We start from the raw sequence: 23,852 nt of genomic DNA on the forward strand, positions 1-23,852 counted from the left end.
CGCGGGCGGCAGCCGCCCGCGCCCCTCGTCAGGCCGCACCGAACCCCTCTCCTCAGGAGCCCTTGTGACCATCACCACGACGACCGACGCCTGGCGTCCGTCCGCCCACTTCACCGCCCGATCCACCTGGCTGAACGACCCGAACGGGCTCCTCTTCCACAACGGCACCTACCACCTGTTCTTCCAGAACAATCCGACCGGCAGCACCTGGGGCAACATCTCCTGGGGCCACGCGACCTCGACCGATCTGGTGTCGTGGAGCGAGCAGCCCGTCGCGATCCCCGTCCTCGACGGCGAGATGGCCTTCTCCGGCAGCGCGGTCGCCGACGTCCGCAACACGGCGGGCTTCGCCGGCCCAGGCGAGACGGCCCTCGTCGCGGTCTACACGGCCGCCCGCGACGCCCTCCCGGACGGCACCGGGGCCTCGCAGGCCCAGGCACTGGCCTACAGCGTCGACGACGGCGCCACCTGGACCCGGTACGCGGGCAACCCCGTCCTCGACATCGGCTCCGCGGAGTTCCGCGATCCGAAGGTCTTCTGGTTCGGCGGGGACGACGGCCACTGGGTGATGGTCGCCGTCGAGGCGGTCGACCGCCGCGTCGCGGTCTACACCTCGCCCGACCTGATCGCGTGGACCCGGCGCTCCCACTTCGGCCCCGCCCACGCCACGGGCGGCGTCTGGGAGTGCCCGGACCTCTTCCCGGTGCGCGTGCGCGGCACCGACGAGGTCCGCTGGATGATGATCGTGAGCCTCAACCCGGGCGGCATCGCCGGCGGCTCCGGCAGCCAGTACTTCCTCGGCGACTTCGACGGAGCCGAGTTCACCGCCGACCGGCTCAGCGCGTCCGAGGACCCCGCCGACTACGACTGGCTCGACTACGGCCGGGACTACTACGCGGCCGTCTCCTTCAACGACGCCCCCGAGGGTAGCCGCCTCACGATCGCGTGGGCCAGCAACTGGGACTACGCGAACGAGACGCCTACCGGCCCGTGGCGCTCGTCCATGTCGCTCGTGCGCGAGCTCGACCTCGTCCGCGGGGCCGACGGCCGTCTCCGCCTCGCGCAGCGGGCGGTCCTGCCGACCGGGCCGGCGTCCCGCGACGTCCGCGTCTTCGACGTCGACGTGTCCCGCCTCCCCGGCGACCGCACCGAGCTGCGCCTGCTCACCGGCACGACCGACGACGAAGTGGTGCTCACGGTCGACGGCGACGAGGGAGTGCTGACCTGCGACCGCACGCGCAGCGGCGCGGTGGACTTCGCGGCGTCCTTCCCCTCGGTCGACTGGGCTCCGCTGCCCGCGCCGGACGAGTCGGGGCGGATCCCGGTCCGCATCGTCGTCGACGCCTCGGTGGTCGAGGTGTTCCTCGGCGGGGGTCTCAGCACCCTCACCCAGCTCGTCTTCCCCTCGGCGCCGTTCACGACGCTGCAGGTCCGCGCGGCGGCGGAGTGAGCGGGCCCGGCGCGGGCTCCGGCTCTCACGTCCTCGTCGTCGGCGAGACCGTCGTCGACGTCGTCGAGCGGAACGGGAGCCGGTCGGAGCACGTCGGCGGCTCGCCCGCGACCGTCGCCGTCGCGCTCTCCCGGCTCGGCCGCTCCGTCCGCTTCGCCACCGCCCTGGGCGACGACGAGCGCGGACGCCGGGCCCGAGCGCACCTGGAGGAGTCCGGAGTCGCGGTGTCGGCGCCCGCGCGCGGCACCACGTCGACCGCGGCGGCGGTCATCGGCGCCGACGGGTCGGCCCGCTACGACTTCGACCTCAGCTGGGACCCGGACCGCATCGATCCCGACGGAGCCGCGCACCTCCACACCGGGTCGATCGCCGCCTTCCTGCACCCCGGCGCGGACGCGGTCGCGGACCTGCTCGACCGTCTGCCGCCCGCGACCTCCGTCAGCCTCGACCCCAACATCCGGCCCGAGGTGCTCCCTGCGCGCGCTGAGGTCCACCGCGTCCTCGAGCGGCTCCTCCGGCGCTGCGATCTGGTGAAGCTGAGCGACGAGGACGCCGAGTGGCTCCACCCCGGCGACTCCGTCGACGCCGTCCTCGACCGCCTCCTGGCCGCCGGCCCTTCGCTGGCGGTCGTCACGCGGGGCGGCGAGGGCATGGTCCTCGCGTCCCGCCGGGCCCGGGTCGTCGTCCCCGCCTCCCGCATCGCCGTCGCGGACACCATCGGCGCCGGCGACACGGCGATGGCCGGGCTGATCGACGCCCTGCTCGACAGCGGGACCACCGCTCTCGACGAGGACGCCCTCCTCGCGGCGGGCCGGTGGGCGGCCCGGGCGGCGGGAGTCACCGCCTCCCGCATCGGCGCGGACCCGCCCCTCCGAGCCGAGCTGGCCGGGGTCTGACGGCCGGGCGGAGCGGATCCCGGCATCGAGCGGACGCCCGCGTTCCGAGCAGAGCGGTCGCGCACTCCTCGCATGCCGCCTTCCGCCCCGAGACACTGCCCCTACCGCGATGTCCCGGCGCTCGGAGCGGCGTCTCGACGCACGAGCGGGCCTGCGCGCAGCGGCGAGGACACCGGAGAGACGGGCGGAGCGCGATCGTGGGCGCAGACGTGCGCCGGACCCCTCGGGAGTCCGGCGCACGGCCTGGCGGTGATCAGCTTCCGGTGATCAGCCGGGATCAGCTCCCGGTGCGCTCACCGCGGCGTCGGAGGGTGAGGAGCATCAGACCCCCGCCGACCAGGGCGAGCAGGCCCAGCACTCCGGCGGTCGCCGTCGCTGCGGCGTCCACTCCGGTCGAGGCGAGAGCCGGACCGCGGGGACCGTTCGACCCGGACACGGGAAGGACCGCGGCGTGGGAGGGCGCCGGTCGCGGCGCTGTGATCGCGGTCGGAGTGGGCGAGGCCGTGGGCGTCGCGGTCGGCGTGGTGGTGGGGGTCACCGTCGGCGTGGTCGTCGGCGTGGCCGTCGGAGCCACGGTGGGCGCGATCGTGGGAGTCGCCGTCGGAGCCACGGTGGGCGTGACCGTCGGAGTCAGCGTCGGAGTGACGGTGGGCGTGACCGTCGGAGTCACCGTCGGAGTGACGGTGGGAGTCACCGTCGGCGTCACCGTCGGCACGACGGTGGGAGTCACCGTCGGGGTGACGGTGGGAGTCACGGTCGGCGTGACGGTCGGGGTGATAGTGGGCGTGACCGTCGGCGTCACAGTCGGAGTGACTGTCGGCGTGACGGTGGGGGTCACCGTCGGCGTGACGGTGGGGGTCACCGTCGGGGTCACGGTCGGAGTGATGGTCGGGGTCACCGTCGGCGTGACCGTGGGCGTCACGGTCGGCGTGACCGTGGGGGTCACGGTCGGCGTGACCGTCGGGGTCACGGTCGGCGTCACGGTGGGCGTGACCGTCGGCGTCACAGTCGGCGTGACCGTCGGCGTCACAGTCGGCGTGACCGTCGGCGTGACCGTCGGCGTCACGGTCGGCGTGACCGTCGGCGTCACAGTCGGCGTGACCGTCGGCGTGACCGTCGGCGTCACGGTCGGCGTGACCGTCGGCGTCACGGTCGGCGTGATGGTCGGAGTCGCCGTCGGCGACGATCCGCCGTCGGAGGGCTCGCAGCCCGGTTCGGTGAAGTCGTTGGAGTCGAGCGTGACCGCTCCCGTGCGGGCCAGTGCGCGGCCCTCGACGGAGACGCCCGTCGTCACCGTGATCGAGGCCGAGGCGAGCACGGAGCCCACGAAGTCCGAGTCGGTGCCGAGAGTCGCGGAGCTGCCGATCTGCCAGTAGACGTTGCAGGCCTGCGCTCCGTTGATCAGGGCCACCGTGCTCGACGAGGCCGTCGTCAGCGTCGACGCGGCGCGGATCACGAAGACCGCCTCGTTGACGCCCTCGGCGTCGAGCGTGAGCGTCCCCGTCACTCCGACCGGTCCGGCCGCGGTGTAGACCCCGGGCTTCAGTGTCCGGCCGCCGATCTCGGCGCCGATCTGCGCGGTCGTCGCCTGCGAGGCGAGCTGTCCGTAGGCGGTGCCCACGTCGGCCTGGGCCTGGGCCGCCTCCGCGTCTCCGCGGTGGATCACTCCGTCCGTCCGTCCGGGCGGGAACCCGGTGACGGCGGTCAGCGGGCTGACCCCGACGCTCTGGTCCAGGACGCTCGACCCCGTGTTCGTCACGGTCGACGCGGCCAGGACCGAGTAGTCCTCCGCCGTGCCGAGGTCGGGAGCAGTGGCCGCCTGCGCCGAGACGCCGGCGAAGAGCGCGGCGCCGACGACGGCGAGGACGACACCCGTCCCGATCGCCCCTCTTCTGCGGTTCTGCCGATGACGGCGGAGCGAGGTACGAGAGGACACGTGCGGCATGAGGCCAGCGATCTGCCCACGTCAGCGTGAGCTCAATAACCCGAGGTGGGAGGCTCGAACCGTAGGTCGCGCTCCTCGCCCGCGTCTACGCCGCGACCCTGACGGGGGGCAGGATCCGCCGACGGCGTCCCCCGACCAGGGAAATGGCCGCCACTGGAGTCCTCGCGCCGGTGACGGCGGACCCGGCCGGCGGAGCGGATCAGCGGTGACGCCCGCGGCACCGGCGCCGGTCCGGGTACCGTGCGTCCCGGAAGCCCTCAGCCGAGAGCCGCCACCCGCTCGATCACGCCCTCGCCCAGCCGGGCGACGTACCCCTCCGGATCCGGCCCGGCCGGCGCCAGCTGCACGTGGTCGATCCCCAGCGCCGCGTACTCCTCCATCGCGCGGACGAAGCCGTCGGGGTCGCCGATCGGATCGCCGCCCCCGGTGATGGTCTTCGTGATCGTCGCGTAGTCGCGCCCGAGGTCGTCGCAGTGCCGCTTCAGCACGTCGAGCTTGTGCGCCACGTCGTCCGCGCCGGTGCCGAACAGGTTGCAGGCGTCGCCGTACTGCGCGACCAGCCGCAGCGTCTTCCTCTCGCCGCCGCCGCCGATGAGGATGGGCGGGCCGGGCTGCTGGATCGGCGCCGGGTGGTTCAGCGTCTCGGCGAGCCGGTAGTGCGTCCCCTCGAACGGCCCGTCGTCGTCGCTCCACATCTGACGGCAGATCCGCAGCGTCTCCTCCAGCCGCTCGAACCGCTCCTTCAGCGGCGGGTACGGCACGCCGAGCCCGAGGTGCTCGCGCTCGTACCAGGCGGCGCCGATGCCGAGCATCGCGCGTCCGCCGGAGAGCACGTCGAGGGTGGTGACGATCTTCGCGAGCAGTCCCGGATGGCGGTACGTCACGCCGGTGACGAGGAGCCCCAGCCGCATCCGCTCCGTCCGGCCGGCGACGAAGCCGAGCGAGGTGTAGCCCTCGAGCATCGGATCCTCGCTCGTCGCGAAGTGCTCCATCTGGAAGTAGTGGTCCATCAGCGTGAACCAGGCGCAGCCGACGTCCTCGGCCGTCCGTGCGGTCGCTCCGAGGATCGGCGCGATCTGCGCGCTCCCCCCGGGCAGAGTGAAGTTCATGAAGTGAATGCCGAGCTGCACGCGCGTCTCCTGTCGTCCCGGGATGTCCCGGAGCCAGTGTGCGCCGAGCCACCGCTCAACACGCCGACGCGCCCGCCTCTGAGCGGCGTCTCATCCGTTCCGCGGCGTCTCGGCCGATCGCACCCGTCGAGGCGCGGCCGCGCTCACTCGCAGACGCGGAAGCGGTTCCGGTCGAACCCGACGACGTCGCCGACGGCGAGCTGGCGGCCGCGGCGCAGATCGACCTCGCCGTTGACGGTCACCATCCCCTCGGCGACCGCCTCCTTGGCCTCGCCGCCCGAGAGGATCCCCGCGAACTTGAGGAACTGGCCCAGGCGGATCGACCCCCCGCCCAGCGGGACGTCGACGGGCTCGGGGACGGCAGCGGCGCCCTTCACGCTCAGACCGCCGGGATGTCGGCGAAGCGCGAGAAGTGGCCGTGGAAGCCCACGGTCACCGTGCGGGTCGGGCCGTTGCGGTGCTTGGCGACGATGAGGTCGGCCTCGCCCGCGCGCGGGTTGTCCTTCTCGTAGGCGCTCTCGCGGTGCAGGAGGATCACCATGTCGGCGTCCTGCTCGATCGAGCCGGACTCGCGGAGGTCCGAGATGGCGGGGAGCTTGTCGGCGCGCTGCTCGGGGCCTCGGTTCAGCTGCGAGAGCGCGATGACCGGCACCTGCAGCTCCTTCGCGAGGAGCTTGAGGGCACGCGAGAACTCCGAGACCTCCTGCTGGCGGCTCTCGACCTTCTTGCCGGAGGTCATCAGCTGCAGGTAGTCGATGACGACCATCTTGAGCCCGACCCGCTGCTTGAGCCGGCGGCACTTCGCCCGGATCTCGACGAGGGTCATGTTGGGCGAGTCGTCGATGTAGAGCGGCGCGTCGTTGATCCGGCCGCGGGTGGAGGCGATGGTCGTCCAGTCGCGCTGGTCGACCGTGCCCTTGCGCATGTGCTGCAGCGGCACGGACGCCTCGGCCGAGAGGAGGCGCATCGCGATCTCGCTGCGCCCCATCTCGAGGGAGAAGAAGATCGTGGCCATGTTGTGCTTGATCGCGGCGGCGCGGGCGAAGTCGAGCGCCAGCGTCGACTTTCCGAGCGCCGGGCGCGCGGCGACGATGATCATCTGCCCGGCGTGGAAGCCGTTGGTCAGGTCGTCGAGGTCGGCGAAGCCGGTCGGGACGCCGGTGAAGCTGCCGTCCTTGTGAGCGGCCGCCTCGATCTCGTCGATCGCGACGGTCACCGCGTCGGTCAGCGGGACGTAGTCCTCCGCCGTCTCGGAGCCGGTGACGTTGTAGATCTCGGCCTGCGCCGTGTTGACCAGGTCGAGCACCTCGCCCTCGCCCTGGTAGCCCATCTGCGCGATGCGGGTGCCCGCCTCGACGAGGCGGCGCAGCAGAGCGCGCTCGGCGACGATGGAGGCGTAGTAGCCCGCGTTGGCCGCGGTGGGGACCATCGAGGTGAGCGTGTGCAGGTAGTCGGCGCCGCCGGCCCGCTGCAGCTCGCCCTGCTTCGTGAGCTCGTCGGTGACCGCGATGACGTCGGTCGGCTCGCCGTGCGAGTAGAGGGCGAGGATCGCGTCGAAGACGATCTCGTGCTTGGGGATGTAGAAGTCGGTGCCCTTGACGCTCTCGACGACATCGGCGACCGCGTCCTTCGAGAGCAGCATGCCGCCCAGCGCCGACTGCTCGGCGAGGAGGTCGTGCGGAGGGGTCCGCTCGTTCCCGCGCGACTCGCCGCGGTCTCCGCGACCGTCCCGTCCGTCCGAGCCGGGTACCGCCAGGTGCGCGATCGTCATGCCTTCGCCTCCTCCTGTCGGGTGCTGCGCGTCCGGTCGAGCCGGTGCCGGGATCCGGTCTACCAGCGACCTCCGACAGCGGCGCACGGGCGCCTGCCCGCACCCCTCGCGGGGCGCTGCGCCACCCTACGGACCGCCGCCCGCGGCACGCAAACCGCCCTGTGGAGAGAGCTGTGCAGAACCGAGGGGAAACGCCGGGCCCACTGTGGGCAACATGTGCACAACCCTGTGGGAACAGTGGCCGTCGGCAAGTTTTTTCTGGGCCCTGACCAGGCATTCACCGCTTTCCACAGGTGTGTGGGGAAAAGAGTCTCAAGACCACAGTGAAGGTTGGTCCCGCCGGAGGGTGTATGTGGATGGAGCTGTGGAGAACGGGAACGACGAAGGGCGGTGCGAGGGGACTCGGAAGTCCCGTCGCACCGCCCTCCGCGGCGTTCTCGCGGCCTTACTTGGCCGCGACCACCTGCAGCTTCACAGTGGCCTGGATGTCGTCGCGCAGACGCACCACGGCCTCGTGCTCGCCGACGTGCTTGATCGCGTTCGAGATGACGATCTTGCGCTTGTCGAGTTCGCCGAATCCGGCCGCCGCCACCGCGTTCGCGATGTCGGAGGTCTTCACCGAGCCGAACAGGCGGCCGTCCTTGCCGGCCTTGACCGTCAGCTTCACGCGGTTGGCCTCGAGGACCTGCTTGGTGTGCTGGGCCTCTTCGATGGTCTTGTGCTCACGAGCGGCTCGCGCCGACTTGATCTGCTCGACCTGCTTCTCGCCACCGCGGGTCCACGCGACGCCGAAGCCCTGCGGGATGAGGTAGTTGCGGGCGAACCCGTTCTTCACGTCGACGACGTCGCCGGCCGAGCCGAGTCCGTCGACCTCGTGGGTCAGGATGACCTTGGACATACCGTTACCTACCTTCCGCTGCCGGCGTAGGGCAGGAGCGCCATCTCGCGGGCGTTCTTGACGGCACGGGCGATGAGGCGCTGCTCCTGAACGGAGACGCCGGTGATACGACGGGCGCGGATCTTCCCGCGCTCCGAGATGAACTTGCGGAGGGTCGCGACGTCCTTGTAGTCGATGACACCCACGCGGACCGACTTCGCGGGGGCCGCGTTCTTCGCGCCCTTGCCGCGGATCGGCTTGCGGCGGTCGCCGCTGCTCTTTCCAGCCATAGTGGTTTCCTTAGATTCTGGTTCGCCCCTGCCCCGCCGCGAGCGATCGCGGTGCGGGGGAGGCGTGATTCAGGTGAGGAGAGCGTCCGAGCCGAGGCTCAGAACGGCGTCTCGTCGTTGTAGCTGCCCGGCGTGCTCCACACGTCGCCACCGGCGGGAGCGCTCGGCGCCCACGGCTCCTCGGCCTGACCGCCACGGTTGCCGCCGGCGTTGCCGGAGCCCCCCTGACCGCCGCCGCCGAAGCCGCCCTGGCCGCCGCCGATCTGACCGCCGTTGCCCTGGCCGCCACCGGCCTGGCCGCGTCCGCCTCCACCGGAGGCGCGCGTGACCTGCGCGGTCGCGTAGCGCAGCGAGGGCCCGATCTCGTCGATCTCGAGCTCGATGCTGGTGCGCTTCTCGCCTTCCTTCGTCTCGTAGGAGCGCTGCTTCAGGCGGCCGGTCGCGATGACGCGGCTGCCCTTGGTCAGCGTTCCTGCGACGTTCTCGGCGAACTCGCGCCAGACGGAGGCGCGGAGGAACAGCGCTTCGCCGTCCTTCCAGTCGTTCGCCTGACGGTCGAAGGTGCGCGGCGTGGAGGCGATGGTGAAGTTCGCGACCGCGAGCCCGCCCTGCGTATAGCGCAGCTCGGGGTCGGCGGTGAGGTTCCCCACCACGGTGATGATCGTCTCGCCGGCCATGAGCGCTACGCCTTGGGAGCGGCCGAGGCCTTGGCAGCCTTGCGGGCGGCCTTCTCGTCGGCGAGCTTCGCGGCGGCCGCGACCTGGGCGATGCCCTCTTCGGCCCGCAGCACCTTGGTGCGCATGACGGCCTCGGACAGCTTCAGCTGACGGTCGAGCTCGTTCGCTGCGGCGGAGGTCGACGTGAAGTCGACGACGGCATAGATGCCCTCGGACTTCTTGTTGATCTCGTACGCCAGACGACGGCGGCCCCAGACGTCGACCTTGTCGATGGATCCACCATCGGTGCGGATGACGTTGAGGAACTTGTCGAGACTCGGAGCGACGGTGCGCTCATCGATCTCGGGGTCCAGGATGACCATGATCTCGTACTGATGCGTCACTAACCCACCTCCTTCGGACTGAACGGCCACGGTATTTCCGTGACAGGAGGGTATGTAGCATCTGCCCACTCCCGCGGACGCGAGTGCGTCTGGTCGTGGACAACCTGTACAGACTACAACAGGACCGCCTCGACGCGCCGGACGGATCCGCTCGAGGCGCACCACCCCGGGCGCAGGGCGAGGCGGGCACGGGGCCCCGCTCAGCGCCTCAGCGCGACGCCCACCACTCGCGGAGCCGCTGCGTCGCGACCTCCTCGCCGAGCGGACCCTCCTCCAGCCGCAGCTCCAGCAGGAACCGGTACGCCTGCCCGACCTCGGGGCCCGGGGCGAGGCCGAGGATCTCCATGATCCGCGTGCCGTCGAGGTCGGGGCGCTTGGAGGCGAGCTCCTCCTTCTCGGCGAGCTCCGCGATGCGCGCCTCGAGGTCGTCGTAGGCGTGCGCGAGCCGGTCGGCCTTGCGGCGGTTGCGCGTGGTCACGTCGGCGCGGGTGAGGATGTGCAGCCGCTCGAGCAGAGGCCCGGCGTCGGTCACGTAGCGGCGCACCGCGGAATCGGTCCACGCGCCGTCCGTGTACCCGAAGAAGCGCAGGTGCAGCTCGATGAGGCGGGCCACGTCCTTCGTCGTCTGGTTGTCGAACTTGAGCGCGCGCATCCGCTTGATCGCGAGCTTGGAGCCGACCAGGTCGTGGTGGTGGAAGCTCACCGCTCCGCCCGGCTCGAGCCGCCGCGTGGCCGGCTTCCCGATGTCGTGCAGGAGGGCGGCGAGCCGCAGCACGACGTCGGGCGCGGCTCCGGGGTGCCGCGACTCCTCCAGCGCGATCGCCTGCTCCAGCACGGTGAGGCTGTGGGTGTAGACGTCCTTGTGGTGGTGGTGCTCGTCCTGCTCCAGGCGCAGCGCGGGCAGCTCCGGGAGGAAGCGACCGGCCAGACCGGTGTCGACGAGCAGCTCCAGGCCGGCACGGGGCGAGGCGGTCGCGAGGAGCTTCCGCAGCTCCTCCTGCACGCGCTCCGCCGAGACGTCGTCGATCCGGCCGGCGAGCTCGGCCATCGCCCACTCGACCTCGTCGGTGGTGCGGAAGCCGAGCTGCGAGGTGAAGCGCGCGCCGCGGAGCATCCGGAGCGGATCGTCGCCGAAGGAGAGATCGGCGGGGGAGGGGGTGCGCAGCCGGCCGGCGAGCAGGTCCTCCACTCCTCCCGAGGGATCGACGAGGACGACCTCCGGGAGCCGCAGCGCCATCGCGTTGACCGTGAAGTCGCGCCGCACCAGGTCGCCCTCGAGCGAGTCGCCGAACTCGACCTCGGGCTTGCGGCTCACCCCGTCGTAGCTGTCGCTGCGGTAGGTCGTGATCTCGACCGTCTCGCCGGCCACGCGAGCGCCGATCGTGCCGAAGGCCCGGCCGATGTCCCAGTGCGCCTCGGCGATCGGAGCGACGATCCGCACGATGTCGTCGGGGCGCGCGGAGGTGGTGAAGTCGAGGTCGTGCACGCCGTGGCCGAGGAAGGCGTCGCGGACCGGGCCGCCGACCAGCGCGAGCTCGTGGCCCTGGGCCGCGAAGGCCTCCGCCAGCCGCGTCACCGTGGGCGTCCCCGCGAGCGCGCGGAGGGTCTCGAGAGCGGTCTGGACGCTGTGCATTCGCACGATCCTAGTGGCGGGGGGTGTCCCGTCAGCGGGTGACCGTGCCAGGGGGTTACAGGGAGAACCGCGTGCACAGCGGACGCACCGCCTGCCCCGAGGAGGGCTGCCCGTAGAATCACCCGCATGGAGGCCGAGTGAGTCCGATGCATCGGCGCGACCCCTCCCTCCGCTCCCGCCGCTCGCGGGCGGCCCTCCTCCTGCTCCGCTCGGCAGGTGCTGCCGCTCTCGCGCTCGGCCTGACCGGCGTGGCCTCCCCCGCCTTGGCGGCCCCGATCTCCGCCGCGACGGCGACCTCGACGCCCGCTCCCGGCACCGTCACCACGACCGCGGGGGCCGGCAGCGACGGCGTCCTGCGGCCCGGCCAGGACCTCGAGCTCTCGATCGCCGTGCGCAACGGCACCACCGAGGCGATCGACAGCGCCGACGTGACGGTCGCCCTCTCCTACGCCACCCTCGACACCCGCGCGGAGCTGCACGACTGGCTCGACGCCGAGGCCGACAACGACACCGACCCGGTCCGTGCGACCGCCCAGCTGCGCCTGCTGCCCTCCAGCACCGCCGAGGCCGGCCTCACCGTGCCGGTCGACCAGATCCCCTTCTCCAACGACCGGACCGCGCTCGGCACCCACGCCGTCCTCGTCACGGTCACCGGTCCGGGTGGTGTCGTCTCGACCGCTCGCACCGCCGTCGAGCTGACCGACGACGCGGCGGCCCCGGAGCGCGAGACCGGCGTCAGCGTCCTCGTCCCGCTCACCGTCCCGGACACGGCCGACGGCCTGCTCTCGGCCGAGGCCCTCGCCGACTACACCGACGGCACGGGGACCCTCACCCGGCAGCTCGACGCGGTCGCGGGGAAGGGCGTCACGATCGGGGTCGACCCGCGCATCCTCGCCTCGATCCGCATTCTCGGCAGCGCCGCTCCGGAGTCCGCCCTCGACTGGCTCGACCGGCTGCAGTCCGTGCCGAACGAGCGCTTCGCCCTGCCGTACGCCGACGCCGACGTCTCGGCCCAGGCGCAGGCCGGGCTCTCCGCGCTCCTCTCTCCCACCTCCTTCGAGTACGCGATCGACGACACCCGCTTCGCCGCGGTTCCCGGCACCGCCAGCCCGGCGCCCACGGTCGCCGTCGACTCCGACCAGCCGGCCGAGGACCTGCCGGCGCGTCCGAGCACCGAGTCGCTGCTCGCCTCCGACTGGAGCACCTCCCTCGGCAGCGTCGCCTGGCCCGACGAGGGCACCCTCCGGGGGTCGGACCTCGACGTCTACGCGGCCAGCGGAGTGAACCGCACGGTCGTCCCCTCCTCCGGTCTCCTGCTGCCGGAGGAGGTGACCACCACCTCGCGCGCCACCGTCGGCGACTCGGACCTGGTCGTGGCCGACTCGCGCCTCACCGAGGCGTTCGACGCGGCCGCCACCGCCACCGACGACACCGAGTGGCGCGCCCGCATGTCCGAGATCGCGACCGATCTCGCCGAGGTGCAGGAGGAGGGGACCGCGCCGGACGTCGTGCTCACCCTCGGCCGCGGCTCGGCGATCGGCGCCGCGCGCCTCTCCGAGACCCTCGACGCGATCGAGTCGCTGCCCTGGGCCCGCGGAGTCGCCCTCTCCACCGCCCTCGCCGTCCCCGCGACCGAGGGCGCGAGCGTCGTCGACTCGCCGGAGTCGGAGTCGCGGCTCGACCGGGTGCGCGACGTGCTCGACGCCGGCTCCGAGGTCGAGGCGTTCTCCTCCGTGCTGCAGGAACCGGAGCTGCTCTCGGGCAAGAGCCGCAACGACGTGCTGGCGCTGCTCTCCGTGACCTGGCGCGGAGACGGCAGCGGCTGGGGCGACGCCGTCGGCGCGGCCATGACCGAGGCCGACCGGACGCTCTCGCTGGTGTCGATCGACGCGACCGGCAGCATCCTGCAGGTCTCCCGCGACTCGAGCATCCCCGTGTACGTCCGCAACGAGCTCCCCTGGCCGATCGCCGTCCGCATCCAGGCCTCGACCTCGAACGCCGTCCTCGACATCGACGAGGAGGCGATCGAGACCACCGAGATCGACGCCCGCTCGCAGGGCCGCGTCCTCATCCCCGTGAAGGCCCGAGTCGGCAACGGCGAGACGAGCCTCGGCCTGCAGCTGACCTCGGCGCAGGGCGTCCCCATCGGCACCCCCACGGGCATGACGACCAGCGTCCGCGCCGACTGGGAGACCGTCGGAACCCTGGTCATCGGGATCGCGCTCGTCGTCGTCTTCGGAGCCGGCATCCTCCGCAATATCCGCCGTCGCCGTCGAGGCGACACCCCTGAGGACGAGGAGGACCCGAACGCCGTGCTCGAGGTCCAGCCCGATCTCGACGACCAGCGATCGGACCCGCGTGGCTAGCTTCTCCCTCGGACGCGCGAGCGCCGTCCTCGCCTCCGGCACGATGGTCTCGCGGATCCTCGGCTTCGTCATGTCGATCGTCATGGCGAACACGATCGGAGCCGCGGTCGCGCCGGGCGCGGACGCCTTCACGACGGCGAACCTGCTCCCCAACACGATCTACTCGATCATCGCGGGCGGCGCTCTGAACGCCGTCCTCGTCCCGCAGATCGTGCGGGCGGGCCTCGACGCCGACGGCGGCCGCGGCTACATCAACCGCCTGCTGACCCTGGCGCTCGGCCTGCTCCTGGTGACCACGATCGCCGCCACGGTCCTCGCTCCCCTGCTCGTGCGCCTCTACGCGCCCGGCTACGGACCGGAGCAGTACCAGCTGGCCGTCGCCTTCGCGTTCTGGTGCCTGCCGCAGGTCTTCTTCTACGGCCTCTTCACGATCCTCGGCGAGGTGCTCAACGCCCGCGGCTCGTTCGGCCCCTTCACCTGGGCGCCCGTGCTGAACAACGTCGTGGTGATCGCCGGGCTCGTCGCCTTCATGGTGCTGTTCGGCGCCGATCCGGAGGGGAACCGTCCGGTCGACTCGTGGTCCCCGGCGATGGTCACCCTCCTCGGCGGGAGCGCGACGCTGGGCATCGTCGTCCAGTCGCTGTTCCTGATGCTCTTCTGGCGGAGGGTCGGCCTCAGCTACCGCCCCGACTTCCGCTTCCGGGGCGTCGGTCTCGGCACGGCCGGGCGGATGTCGCTGTGGTCCTTCGCCACGGTGTTGCTGACCATCGTCGCCGGCATCGTCGAGAGCCAGGTCTCCTCCACCGCGTCCGGGGAGGGGCCCTCGGCCGCGGCGCTGCAGAAGGCGTGGCTGATCTTCATGCTGCCCCACTCGGTCATCGCGATCTCGATCGCCATGGCGTACTTCACCAAGATGAGCGGCCACACCGCGCGGGGGGAGATGAAGGAGTTCCGCTCGGACGTCTCCACCTCGCTCCGCCTGGTGCTGATGATGCTCGTCTTCGCCGCCGCCGCGATCGTCGTGGTCGCAGTGCCGTTCGGCTCCGTCTTCACCGACTCGTACGCGGACGCGCAGGCCATCGGAGCGATCGCCATGGCCTACGTGATCGCCCTGCCGCTGTTCTCCTCGATCGCCATCATGCAGCGCGCGTTCTACGCCCTGAGCGACGGAGCGCGGCCGTTCCTGTTCACCCTGGTGCAGGTCGTCGTGGCGGTCGCCGGGTACCTGATCGTGCTCCGGCTCCCCGCCGACCGCACCGCTGTCGGCATCGCCGCTGCGACCTCGCTCGGCATCTGCGTGCAGGCCCTCGTGGCGGCCCTCCTCCTGCGCCGCCGGCTCGGCGGCCGCGGAGGCAGGCGGATCCTCGTCAGGCTCGCGCAGTTCGTCCTCGCCGCGGTGCCCTCCGCCGCCGCCGGCTACGGCGTCCTGGTCGCCCTCGGCGGCACGCGCGCGGGCGGTTTCGCCGTCTCGAACTACGTGGAGCCGCTGCTCTCGATGGCCGCGATCGGCACCGTGATGGCGCTCGTCTACTTCGCGGTCCTCTGGTTCCTCCGGGTGCCGGAGCTGCGCGCCGTCCTCGCTCCGGTGCTCCGCCGACTGGGCCGCTGATGCTGCTCCGGCAAAAGCCCGGTCAGAGGCCCTTTCCGGTTCTGCTGAGTCGACCGGACCGTAGCGCTGCCCACGCTCCCGGGCCCGCGGAATAGTGCCCGCCTAGGATGTGTTGTAGCCCACGGAGCCGCGGAACGATTCGAGCGACCGGCTCCGGGTGCTCGGCTCCCGCCCCACCCGTCACCGCTCGTACAGACCCCGAGGAGTTGCCGTGCGCGACATCGTCATCATCGGATCCGGCCCCGCCGGCTGGACCGCCGCCATCTACGCGGCGCGCGCCGAGCTGCACCCGGTGGTCGTGGCCTCGTCGGTCGAGATCGGCGGCGACCTGATGAACACGACGGACGTCGAGAACTTCCCCGGCTTCCCCGACGGCGTCCTCGGCCCCGAGCTGATGACCTCGATGCAGGCGCAGGCCGAGAAGTTCGGCGCCGAGACCTTCTACGACGACGTCACCTCCCTCGATCTCGAGGGCGAGGTCAAGACCGTCCACCTCGGCTCCGGCGAGAGCATCGAGGCGAAGACCGTCGTCGTCGCGACCGGATCCGCGTACCGCAAGCTCGGCCTCCACGACGAGGATCGCCTGTCGGGACACGGTGTCTCGTGGTGTGCCACCTGCGACGGCTTCTTCTTCAAGGGCAAGACCATCGCCGTCGTCGGCGGTGGCGACTCCGCCATGGAGGAGGCGACCTTCCTCACCAAGCACGCCGCGAAGGTCTACGTGATCCACCGCAAGGACTCGCTCCGCGCCTCGAAGGTCATGCAGAAGCGCGCCTTCGACAACGAGAGGATCGAGTTCATCTGGAACGCCGAGGTCACCGGCATCACCGGCGAGAACCACGTCGACGGCGTGAAGCTGCGCGACACGGTCGACGGCACCGAGTCCCACCTCGACCTCGACGGCCTGTTCATCGCGATCGGCAACGACCCGCGCACGCACGTCGTGCACGGCAAGCTCGACCTCACCACCGAGGGCACCATCTCGGTGGTCGGCCGCTCCTCCCAGACCTCCGTTCCCGGCGTCTTCGCCGCCGGCGACGTGATCGACCCGACCTACCGTCAGGCCGTCACTGCCGCGGCATCCGGAACGGTCGCCGCCCTCGACGCGGAGCACTACCTCGCTTCGCTCGCCGATGGCACCGCCCACACCGAAGGCTCACCCCGGGCCGAGCTCATCACCCGCTGACCGTCCGGTCATCGCACATCGGAGCCGGCAGCCCGCCGACTCGTGAAGGAGAGAACACCATGTCCACCGCGAAGAGCGTCACCGACGCATCGTTCCAGTCCGACGTCCTCGATTCCGAGAAGACCGTCCTGGTCGACTTCTGGGCCGAGTGGTGCGGCCCCTGCCGCATGGTCGCGCCGATCCTCGACCAGATCTCGGCCGAGCACGGCGACAAGATCGAGATCGTCAAGCTGAACGTCGACGAGAACCCGCAGACCGCCGCGAAGTACCAGATCACGTCGATCCCGGCGATGAAGGTGTACCAGAAGGGCGAGGTCGTGAAGACCGTCATCGGCGCCAAGCCGAAGCCGGCCCTCGAGGCCGACCTGGCCGCGTTCCTCTGAGTTCGCACCCCTGACCGCCCTCTGCGGTCTCCGAGAGCCCCTGTCACGTCGTGACGGGGGCTCTCCTCGTGCCCGGGGCTGTTTCACGTGAAACAGACCCGCTGGGGCGCAGGCCACGATCCCTGCGGTGGCGCCCGACCGCCCCGCCGCAGCACAGGACCGGCCGGTACTGTGGATCCACCCGGCTCCGGCCGGAGAGATACTGTCCACCGAGCGAAGCGGAACCATCGTGACCAACCGCGGCACCAACCTCGACCCCTGGTACAACTCCTACGCGGAGCGCACGGCCGGTCTGGCCGCCAGCGAGGTCCGAGCCCTGTTCGCCGTCGCGTCACGCCCCGAAGTGGTCTCGCTCGCCGGCGGCATGCCGTTCGTGTCCGCGCTCCCCCAGGACCTGGTGACCGGCGCCATCGAGACGGTGATGCGGGAGCAGGGGCCCGTCGCGCTGCAGTACGGGTCGGGCCAGGGCGTCCCCGTCCTGCGCGAGCAGATCCTCGACGTCATGGCCCTCGAGGGCATCTCCGCCAGCGCGGACGACATCGTGGTCACCACGGGCTCTCAGCACGCCCTGGAGCTCGTCTCCAAGCTCTTCCTGGACCCGGGGGACGTCGTCCTCTCCGAGGGCCCCAGCTACGTCACGGCGATGGTCATCTTCCGGTCGTACCAGGCCGAGGTCGAGCACGTCCCGATGGACGAGCACGGGCTCATCCCCGCCGCCCTCCGCGAGCACATCGCCCGCGTCCGCGCCGCCGGCAAGACGATCAAGTTCCTGTACACGATCCCCACCTTCCACAACCCCGCGGGCGTGACCCTCAGCTGGGAGCGCCGCGTCGAGATCCTCGAGATCTGCAAGTCCGAGGGGATCCTCGTGCTCGAGGACAACCCGTACGGCCTCCTCTACTTCGAGGACGTCCCGCCGAAGGCGATGCGCTCGCTGGAGGAGGACGGAGTGATCTATCTCGGCACGTTCTCGAAGACGCTCGCTCCCGGCTTCCGGGTGGGCTGGGCTCTCGCTCCGCACGCGATCCGCGAGCGGCTGATCCTCGCCAACGAGGCGGCCGTCCTCAGCCCGTCGTCCTTCAGCCAGCTGGTCATCTCGAAGTACCTCGAGACGGCCGACTGGCGCGGACAGATCGACACCTTCCGGGGCGTCTACCGCGAGCGGAAGGAAGCGATGCTGAAGGGCCTGCAGACTCATCTGCCCGGCCTCAGCTGGACGAACCCGAACGGCGGCTTCTACGTCTGGGTCACGCTGCCCGAGGAGCTCGACTCCAAGGCGATGCTGCCGCGCGCGGTGAAGGAGCTCGTCGCGTACACGCCGGGCACTGCGTTCTACGGCAACGGAGACGGACGTCAGAACATCCGCCTCTCGTTCTGCTACCCGACGCCGGAGCGCATCGGCGACGGCATCCGCCGCCTCGCCACGGTCATCAACGGAGAGCTCGATCTGCTGTCGACCTTCGCGGGCACGGGCCGGCTGACCAGCGCCGACGCGAGCAAGCGCGACGCCGTCCTGCCGCCGAACGTCTCCTGACACCGCTCCTTCGATAAGAAAGCCCTGGTCATGACCGATTTCTCTGTGCTCGACCGTACTCTCGACATCGTCGTCATCAGCGGTGGCATCAGCCACGAGCGCGACGTCTCCCTGCGGTCGGGCCGTCGCGTGGCGGATCGTCTCTCCGCGATGGGCCACCGCGTCTCCCTGCACGAACCGGACGCCGGCCTCCTCTCGACGCTCCTGCAGAAGCGTCCCGACGTCGTCTGGCCCGCGGTGCACGGGGCGAGCGGTGAGGACGGTGCGCTCCTCGGGCTCCTCGAAGCGGCGGGCTTCGCCTACGTCGGCTCGCAGACGGACGCGGCGCGCTTGGCCTGGTTCAAGCCCACCGCGAAGACGCTCGTCGCTCGCGCCGGCTTCTCGACCCCGCGCTCCGTCACCCTCCCCCGCGAGACGTTCCGCGAGCTCGGAGCAGCCGGGATCCTGGAGCAGGTCGAGGCGCACCTGCCGGGCTCCCTTGTGGTGAAGCCTGCCCAGGGCGGTTCGGCCCAGGGTGTCAGCATCGTGACGGAGTCGTCGCAGCTCCCGCGAGCGATGGTGGAGGCGTACACCTACGGCGACGTCGTGCTCATCGAGCAGCAGATCCAGGGGACCGAGGTCTCCGTCGGTGTTCTCGACCTCGGTGACGGAGCTTTCGCACTGCCGCCCGTCGAGATCGCCCCGGTCGCGGGCCAGTACACCTTCGAGGCGCGCTACAACGCGGGGGAGACGCACTTCTACACGCCGGCCCGGATCTCGCCGGAGATCACGGAGGAGGTGTCCCGCGTGGCCGTTGCGATCCACGAGCTGCTGGGACTCCGCCATCTGTCGCGGCTCGACTTCATCATCGACGACGCCGGACTCCCCTGGTTCTTCGACGCGAACGTCCTTCCCGGAATGACCGAGACCTCGCTCGTTCCCCAGGCTATCGAGGCGTCCGGCCGCTACCTCGGCGACGTCTACTCCACTCTCGCGAAGCTCGCCGCCTCCTGACTCCATGCCGTTTCACGTGAAACGGTCCGCTGCGCGCACGCTCCTTGTCGCGAGGCTGCGGCGTTGTGAACAAGTGCGCGAAACCCTGCCAGGCGAGTAGCCGGATCGCGGTATATCGAGACCCGCGATCGCCTCCTTCTCCTATGACAGGGGTCGAGTAGCCGCCCAACAACGTGTCTTGGTCTTGATCAGCAGACCAGTACTGCCGACTCGGGGGAAGAACCCGAGGCCGCGTCTCGACTCCCACAACGCCAGACATCCATCGCCGCGCCGGTCGAGTATCCGTAGATCGGCGTGGTGAGAACCCCTCGCCGCGCTGAACCCACCAGGAATCGACCTGGCCCATGGGCTTCCATCGGCAACTGGTCCTCGTCGTCATGCTGGTCGAGTAGCCACAACGCGACGTATCGAGACCGGCCCGAAGGGACCCCTCTCGCTTGGTTCTCCGACCTCAACTCCGCCTCGGGGGGGTGATGTCGGAATTTCGGTGGTCAGGCGAGCGATCTCTTCTGAGCACTGCGGTCGAAGGCCGTTCCACGTGAACCGCACGGGCGTCCAAGGTTCTCGGCAGAGGCGTTTCACGTGAAACGCTTCCGCAGCCGTTGAGCAACTTCAATCGGAAAAGATGCGCCCTCTGAAGCGGGTCATGCCGCGAGGGCGTCCTGTTAGACCTGGCACGTTCGTAGCTCTTCAACGGCCAGGCCGCCCTAGAGCGCACCGTTTCACGTGAAACGGCCCTTACATCGTCTCTTTCAGTGCCCTCTGGGGGCGACCGCCGACGGAGTCCTCCGTCAAGCGTCGGCGAACTCACTCATACATCCGCGTCGATTCTGGAAATGGAGGGATACCGCATCTCGTCTTACTTGCCCGCCCGCCGGCCAATGCCTGGAGGCCTAGGAAGCGCTCCTCCTGAGCGACATGGGCTGCACGGTCAGCCAAGGGGTCCTCATGTCAGCGATCAACCGAGGACTGTTTCACGTGAAACATTGCGCACGCGACTATCGGCGACGATGACGTCGCCCTTTGCAGCGGAGAGCGCCAGCGAGTACGACCCGTCCAGGCGCCCGTCCTGCGCTCGCCAGCGAGCTACCGAACGCGACTCGAACGCCGGAGGCCGACGATGTCTGAACTCCGCCAATTCTAGATCCGGCGCTCCGCGCCTACTTGACCACCTTAGGCGCAGCAGGAGTGGCTCTATCCAGAGATCACTACCCTGATACCCGACGTATCATCGTGGATCGATGATGACCGCCGTATTCGCGACCAGGCCCGGAGTCAGCAGGGCCTCGCAGATCCTGGGGCCACCTCATCAGGCTGTACCGGTCATAAGGGCCTATCAATCAGAGAAATGGCGACGACCAAGAGTGCCGAGCTCGCACGGCAGCTCGTAGGTCACCTCAAGCGTGCTGATCTCTGTGATCGTGATGCCGACGAGGGGAGCAGATACCGCCTCATCGGCCATTATTGCCAAGACCACAGCGAGAGCGCGCCCTCGCCACCCCACGGTTGATCAGTAGCGGCCGCTAGGCCGGCCCTCTACGGAGCGAGCGACACCTCGGTCGGCTCCCCGATCTCGGCGAGGATGCGGTTCAGGTCCTGGATGGTGGCGAAGTCGATGACCATCTGGCCCTTGCGAGCACCCAGAGTGACCTTGACACGCGTGTTCAACCGGTCGCCGAGGTGATCCGCGATCGACGAGAGATGTCCGGAGTGCCCGCCCTGCTCCTCCACCACGGGACGCGTGGTCGTCCGTGGCGCCTTCATCTGCGCGGCGGCGGCCTCGGCGGCGCGGACGGACAGGTCCTCGTTGACGATCTTGTCGGCCAGGCGGCGCATCATCTCGACGTCGTCGAGCGACAGAACCGCACGCGCGTGTCCGGCGGTCAGGACGCCGGCAGCGACGCGGGCCTGCACATCGGCCGGGAGGCGCAGGAGACGGAGTGTGTTCGAGATCTGCGGCCGAGACCGTCCGAGCCGCGTGGCCAGGGCCTCCTGGGTGATCCCGAAGTCGCTGAGGAGCTGCTGGTAGGCGGACGCCTCCTCGAGCGGGTTGAGGTCGGCGCGGTGCAGGTTCTCCAGCAACGCGTCGCGGAGCATGTTCTCGTCGGCCGTGTCCTTGACGACCGCGGGGATGGTGGTCAGTCCCGCGGCCTTCGAGGCCCGGAACCGGCGCTCACCCATGACGAGCTCGTACTTCGCTCCGCCGCGAGCCGTCACGGGCCGGACGACGATCGGCTGCAGCACTCCGAACTCGCGGATGCTGTGGACGAGCTCCGCGAGGTCGTCCTCGTCGAACACCGACCGCGGCTGCGCCGTGTTGGGGGTGATGTCGGCGAGGGGGAGTCGCGCCAAGCGCGCTCCGGGGACCTCGAGGAGCTCCTCGGCACGGGCCGAATCGCCGACCTGATCAGGGAAGAAGACGTCGACGGGCCGGGAGCGCGACTCGTCGCTGGTCGGGATGAGCGAGCCGATCCCCCGGCCGAGTCCCGTGCGCTTGGTCGCCATCAGCGTGCCTCTCCTTCGTGTGCCGTCTCGGGTGTCTTCCGGGCTCCGCGTCGTGCGATCTCCGCGGCCGCCTCCAGATACGCCAGCGAACCGGACGACTGCGGGTCGTAGCTGATCACGCTCTGTCCGTAGCTCGGCGCCTCCGAGATCCTCACGTTGCGCGGGATCACCGCGCGCAGCACCTCCTTCGGGAAGTGCTCTCGCACATCCGCTGCCACCTGCTGGGAGAGGTTCGTGCGGCCGTCGTACATCGTCAGGAGGATCGTCGAGACACCGAGGTTCGGATTGAGGTGCCGCTCGATCAGGTCGATGTTCTTGAGCAGCTGGCTGAGCCCCTCGAGCGCGTAGTACTCGCACTGAATCGGGATGAGCACCTCGCGAGCGGCGACGAACGCGTTGATGGTCAGCAGACCGAGCGACGGCGGGCAGTCGATGAAGACGTAGTCGAACGGCTCGTCCATGGTGTCGAGCATGCGGTCGAGCGCACGGCGGAGACGCTGCTCGCGTGCGACGAGCGAGACCAGCTCGATCTCGGCGCCGGCCAGGTGGATGGTCGCCGGCACACCGTAGAGCGAGGCGAACTCCGGGCTCTTCTGCACGACGTCCGCGAGGGGAGTGTCGTTGACGATCACGTCGTACACGCTGGCCGTCTCGGCGCGGTGCTCGATGCCCAGGGCCGTTGACGCGTTGCCCTGCGGATCGAGGTCGATGACGAGCACCTTCGCCTCACCGCGGGCAAGCCCGGCGGCAAGGTTGACGGTCGTCGTCGTCTTGCCGACGCCGCCCTTCTGGTTCGAGATTGTGATGACGCGCGTCGACTCGGGCTTGGGCAGCGGCTGGGCGTTCAGCAGTGCGCGCCGGCGGGTCATGTCCGCGATCTCCCGGGCCAGGGGAGTCGAGGAATCGAAGCCTCCGGTCAGACCGGCGGAATCGGTTTGTTTCACGTGAAACCTTCGCTCAGCGAGTGGGACGGACATCAGCACCGAGGAGTCGACGGACGAGGAGTCGGGGGCTCACTGCGGCGTCGTGGCGATCAACCCACTGTAGCCCGGACGACCCTCGTCACCTCGGAGAGCACGCCGTCGCCGAGCACGACGACCTCGGGCGGGTAGAGCCGGAAACGACGGATCTGCTTGGCCGCCGCCTCGATCTCCTTCTCGGCGTTGATGCCCTTCAGCAGGACCAGCTCGCCTCCGGGCCGCAGCAGCGGCGCGGTCAGCGGGATCAGCTTCGAGAGGGCGCTGACCGCCCGAGCGGTCACCTGGTCGAGAGGCTCCGCGAGCTCCGCCTCTTCAGCACGGGCTCGAAGAACTGAGACATTCTCGAGCCCGAGTCCGTCCACCTGCTCCTGAAGCCAGACGACGCGACGCTCCATCGGCTCGATGAGCACGAAGCGGACGTCCGGCCGCACGATGGCCAGGACGAGCCCGGGAAGGCCCGCGCCACTGCCGACATCACCCACCAGTCCCGGACGCAGGAGAGGGGCCACCAGGGCGCTGTTGAGCACGTGCCGCGTCCAGAGCCGGGGGAGCTCCAGGGGCCCGATCAGGCCGCGCTCCTCACCCTGGTCGGCGAGAGCCTCTGTGAAGCGCCGCAGGAGGGGCAGGCGATCGCCGGCGATCGCCGCAGCGGCTGAGGGCTCGGCCTCGAGGGTCGACTCCACGCCGCTCAGCCGCGGGTGATGACGGTGTGGCGCTCGCGCGCCTCGCCGCGCGACTCCGACACGAAGCCGCGCTCGCCCACCATGTCGTGGACCAGCTTGCGCTCGTACGACGACATGGGCGGGAGCGAGGCCGACGTGGCGCCGTCCTCGATCCGCTCGATCGCGCGGTCGACCAGCTGGGCCAGCTCCGCCTCGCGGGCGTCGCGGGAGCCGCCGATGTCGAGGATGAGGCGGGAGAACGCGCCGGTCTTCGTCTGGACCGCCAGGCGGGTCAGCTCCTGCAGCGCCTGGACGGCGTCGGGGCGGGAGAGCACCCGGAGGTTCGTGTCGCCGGAGGCGGTGACCGAGAGGTAGGCGCGGCCGTTGCGGACCTCGATGTCGATGTCGCCGTCGAGATCGCAGATGTCGAGGAACTCCTCGATGTAGTCGGCGGCGACGTCGCCCTCGTCCTCGAGCTGCGAGAGTGTGGACTCGGGCGCCTCGTCGACGGCGGACGCGTCCACGTCCACGGGTGCGGACGCGTCGTCGGTGATGGTCTGCATCGGATCGGTCATGGCGGCT

21 protein-coding genes are annotated in these 23,852 nt (G+C 70.4%); 8 read left to right on the plus strand and 13 right to left on the minus strand.

Annotation, left to right across the window (positions count from 1 at the left end):
- The first annotated feature begins 64 nt into the window (after positions 1 to 64).
- Both C5C59_RS01245 and C5C59_RS01250 read left to right on the plus strand, forming a co-directional pair.
- Entirely contained in the window at positions 65 to 1,450 is a 1,386-nt protein-coding gene (locus C5C59_RS01245; RefSeq protein WP_104237757.1) for a glycoside hydrolase family 32 protein, read from the plus strand.
- Entirely contained in the window at positions 1,447 to 2,346 is a 900-nt protein-coding gene (locus C5C59_RS01250) for a carbohydrate kinase family protein (protein ID WP_104237758.1), read from the plus strand. The genes C5C59_RS01245 and C5C59_RS01250 overlap by 4 nt, the downstream gene beginning before the upstream one ends.
- Before the next feature lie 277 nt (positions 2,347 to 2,623).
- Here the strand turns inward: C5C59_RS01250 and C5C59_RS01255 are convergent, their stop codons facing one another.
- The 9 genes from C5C59_RS01255 to C5C59_RS01295 all read right to left on the minus strand — a co-directional run bounded on the left by C5C59_RS01255 (position 2,624) and on the right by C5C59_RS01295 (position 11,052).
- On the minus strand, positions 2,624 to 4,282 hold the full coding sequence (locus C5C59_RS01255) for an ice-binding family protein (protein ID WP_181134794.1): 1,659 nt from the start codon (positions 4,280 to 4,282) through the stop codon (positions 2,624 to 2,626).
- Positions 4,283 to 4,548: 266 nt separating this feature from the next.
- A complete protein-coding gene (locus tag C5C59_RS01260; protein ID WP_244229529.1) occupies positions 4,549 to 5,421 on the minus strand; it encodes an LLM class F420-dependent oxidoreductase in 873 nt (290 codons plus the stop codon).
- A 143-nt stretch (positions 5,422 to 5,564) separates the two neighbouring features.
- Entirely contained in the window at positions 5,565 to 5,798 is a 234-nt protein-coding gene (locus C5C59_RS01265) for an RNA-binding S4 domain-containing protein (protein ID WP_104222694.1), read from the minus strand.
- 2 nt (positions 5,799 to 5,800) lie between these two features.
- Positions 5,801 to 7,192, minus strand: a complete 1,392-nt coding sequence (gene dnaB / locus C5C59_RS01270) for a replicative DNA helicase (protein WP_104225797.1) — start codon at positions 7,190 to 7,192, stop codon at positions 5,801 to 5,803.
- 445 nt (positions 7,193 to 7,637) lie between these two features.
- Positions 7,638 to 8,090 carry a 50S ribosomal protein L9 gene (gene rplI / locus C5C59_RS01275; RefSeq protein WP_104222692.1) on the minus strand — a complete coding sequence of 151 codons (453 nt, stop codon included), beginning with the start codon at positions 8,088 to 8,090 and terminating at the stop codon, positions 7,638 to 7,640.
- Between the two features lie 8 nt (positions 8,091 to 8,098).
- On the minus strand, positions 8,099 to 8,359 hold the full coding sequence (gene rpsR, locus C5C59_RS01280; RefSeq protein ID WP_055784551.1) for a 30S ribosomal protein S18: 261 nt from the start codon (positions 8,357 to 8,359) through the stop codon (positions 8,099 to 8,101).
- A gap of 98 nt (positions 8,360 to 8,457) precedes the next feature.
- Positions 8,458 to 9,036, minus strand: coding sequence for a single-stranded DNA-binding protein (locus C5C59_RS01285; protein WP_104222691.1), 579 nt, complete (start codon positions 9,034 to 9,036; stop codon positions 8,458 to 8,460).
- Between the two features lie 5 nt (positions 9,037 to 9,041).
- The gene (gene rpsF / locus C5C59_RS01290; protein ID WP_068207796.1) at positions 9,042 to 9,419 is read right to left on the minus strand and encodes a 30S ribosomal protein S6; all 378 of its coding nucleotides are present in this window, start codon (positions 9,417 to 9,419) and stop codon (positions 9,042 to 9,044) included.
- Between the two features lie 208 nt (positions 9,420 to 9,627).
- Positions 9,628 to 11,052 (minus strand): CCA tRNA nucleotidyltransferase, encoded by a 1,425-nt coding sequence (locus tag C5C59_RS01295; protein ID WP_104237760.1) that lies wholly within the window; start codon positions 11,050 to 11,052, stop codon positions 9,628 to 9,630.
- A 146-nt stretch (positions 11,053 to 11,198) separates the two neighbouring features.
- On the opposite strand from C5C59_RS01295, the gene C5C59_RS01300 reads away from it, so the two are divergent.
- From C5C59_RS01300 to C5C59_RS01325, 6 genes are all read left to right on the plus strand, one after another.
- Positions 11,199 to 13,418 carry a DUF6049 family protein gene (locus C5C59_RS01300; protein WP_104237761.1) on the plus strand — a complete coding sequence of 740 codons (2,220 nt, stop codon included), beginning with the start codon at positions 11,199 to 11,201 and terminating at the stop codon, positions 13,416 to 13,418.
- Positions 13,411 to 15,027, plus strand: a complete 1,617-nt coding sequence (gene murJ / locus C5C59_RS01305; RefSeq protein WP_258059789.1) for a murein biosynthesis integral membrane protein MurJ — start codon at positions 13,411 to 13,413, stop codon at positions 15,025 to 15,027. The genes C5C59_RS01300 and murJ overlap by 8 nt, the downstream gene beginning before the upstream one ends.
- 211 nt (positions 15,028 to 15,238) lie before the next feature.
- The gene (gene trxB / locus C5C59_RS01310; RefSeq protein WP_104225794.1) at positions 15,239 to 16,213 is read left to right on the plus strand and encodes a thioredoxin-disulfide reductase; all 975 of its coding nucleotides are present in this window, start codon (positions 15,239 to 15,241) and stop codon (positions 16,211 to 16,213) included.
- A 59-nt stretch (positions 16,214 to 16,272) separates the two neighbouring features.
- Positions 16,273 to 16,596, plus strand: a complete 324-nt coding sequence (gene trxA / locus C5C59_RS01315; RefSeq protein ID WP_104222687.1) for a thioredoxin — start codon at positions 16,273 to 16,275, stop codon at positions 16,594 to 16,596.
- A gap of 229 nt (positions 16,597 to 16,825) precedes the next feature.
- On the plus strand, positions 16,826 to 18,130 hold the full coding sequence (locus C5C59_RS01320) for a PLP-dependent aminotransferase family protein (protein WP_104237762.1): 1,305 nt from the start codon (positions 16,826 to 16,828) through the stop codon (positions 18,128 to 18,130).
- 30 nt (positions 18,131 to 18,160) lie between these two features.
- On the plus strand, positions 18,161 to 19,123 hold the full coding sequence (locus C5C59_RS01325) for an ATP-grasp domain-containing protein (RefSeq protein WP_104237763.1): 963 nt from the start codon (positions 18,161 to 18,163) through the stop codon (positions 19,121 to 19,123).
- Between the two features lie 1,536 nt (positions 19,124 to 20,659).
- Here the strand turns inward: C5C59_RS01325 and C5C59_RS01330 are convergent.
- The 4 genes from C5C59_RS01330 to C5C59_RS01345 form a co-directional block, all read right to left on the minus strand.
- Positions 20,660 to 21,628, minus strand: coding sequence for a ParB/RepB/Spo0J family partition protein (locus C5C59_RS01330; protein ID WP_104222684.1), 969 nt, complete (start codon positions 21,626 to 21,628; stop codon positions 20,660 to 20,662).
- Complete coding sequence (locus C5C59_RS01335; RefSeq protein ID WP_104247021.1) at positions 21,628 to 22,497, minus strand: ParA family protein; 870 nt, start codon at positions 22,495 to 22,497, stop codon at positions 21,628 to 21,630. The genes C5C59_RS01330 and C5C59_RS01335 overlap by 1 nt, the downstream gene beginning before the upstream one ends.
- Before the next feature lie 164 nt (positions 22,498 to 22,661).
- On the minus strand, positions 22,662 to 23,291 hold the full coding sequence (gene rsmG / locus C5C59_RS01340; RefSeq protein WP_104237764.1) for a 16S rRNA (guanine(527)-N(7))-methyltransferase RsmG: 630 nt from the start codon (positions 23,289 to 23,291) through the stop codon (positions 22,662 to 22,664).
- A 5-nt stretch (positions 23,292 to 23,296) separates the two neighbouring features.
- On the minus strand, positions 23,297 to 23,845 hold the full coding sequence (locus C5C59_RS01345; RefSeq protein WP_258062514.1) for a R3H domain-containing nucleic acid-binding protein: 549 nt from the start codon (positions 23,843 to 23,845) through the stop codon (positions 23,297 to 23,299).
- Between the last annotated feature and the right edge of the window lie 7 nt (positions 23,846 to 23,852).

Origin of the sequence: Rathayibacter sp. AY1F4, from assembly GCF_002931775.1 — a bacterium.
Taxonomy (GTDB): Bacteria; Actinomycetota; Actinomycetes; order Actinomycetales; family Microbacteriaceae; genus Rathayibacter.

Coding starts and splice junctions, on each gene's coding strand:
- C5C59_RS01300 (WP_104237761.1), top strand. CDS start 11,199: ATGCATCGGCGCGACCCCTCCCTCCGCTCCCGCCGCTCGCGGGCGGCC.
- C5C59_RS01325 (WP_104237763.1), top strand. CDS start 18,161: ATGACCGATTTCTCTGTGCTCGACCGTACTCTCGACATCGTCGTCATC.
- rplI (WP_104222692.1), bottom strand. CDS start 8,090: ATGTCCAAGGTCATCCTGACCCACGAGGTCGACGGACTCGGCTCGGCC.
- dnaB (WP_104225797.1), bottom strand. CDS start 7,192: ATGACGATCGCGCACCTGGCGGTACCCGGCTCGGACGGACGGGACGGT.
- C5C59_RS01335 (WP_104247021.1), bottom strand. CDS start 22,497: ATGACCCGCCGGCGCGCACTGCTGAACGCCCAGCCGCTGCCCAAGCCC.
- C5C59_RS01295 (WP_104237760.1), bottom strand. CDS start 11,052: ATGCACAGCGTCCAGACCGCTCTCGAGACCCTCCGCGCGCTCGCGGGG.
- C5C59_RS01345 (WP_258062514.1), bottom strand. CDS start 23,845: ATGACCGATCCGATGCAGACCATCACCGACGACGCGTCCGCACCCGTG.
- C5C59_RS01330 (WP_104222684.1), bottom strand. CDS start 21,628: ATGGCGACCAAGCGCACGGGACTCGGCCGGGGGATCGGCTCGCTCATC.
- trxA (WP_104222687.1), top strand. CDS start 16,273: ATGTCCACCGCGAAGAGCGTCACCGACGCATCGTTCCAGTCCGACGTC.
- rpsR (WP_055784551.1), bottom strand. CDS start 8,359: ATGGCTGGAAAGAGCAGCGGCGACCGCCGCAAGCCGATCCGCGGCAAG.
- C5C59_RS01285 (WP_104222691.1), bottom strand. CDS start 9,036: ATGGCCGGCGAGACGATCATCACCGTGGTGGGGAACCTCACCGCCGAC.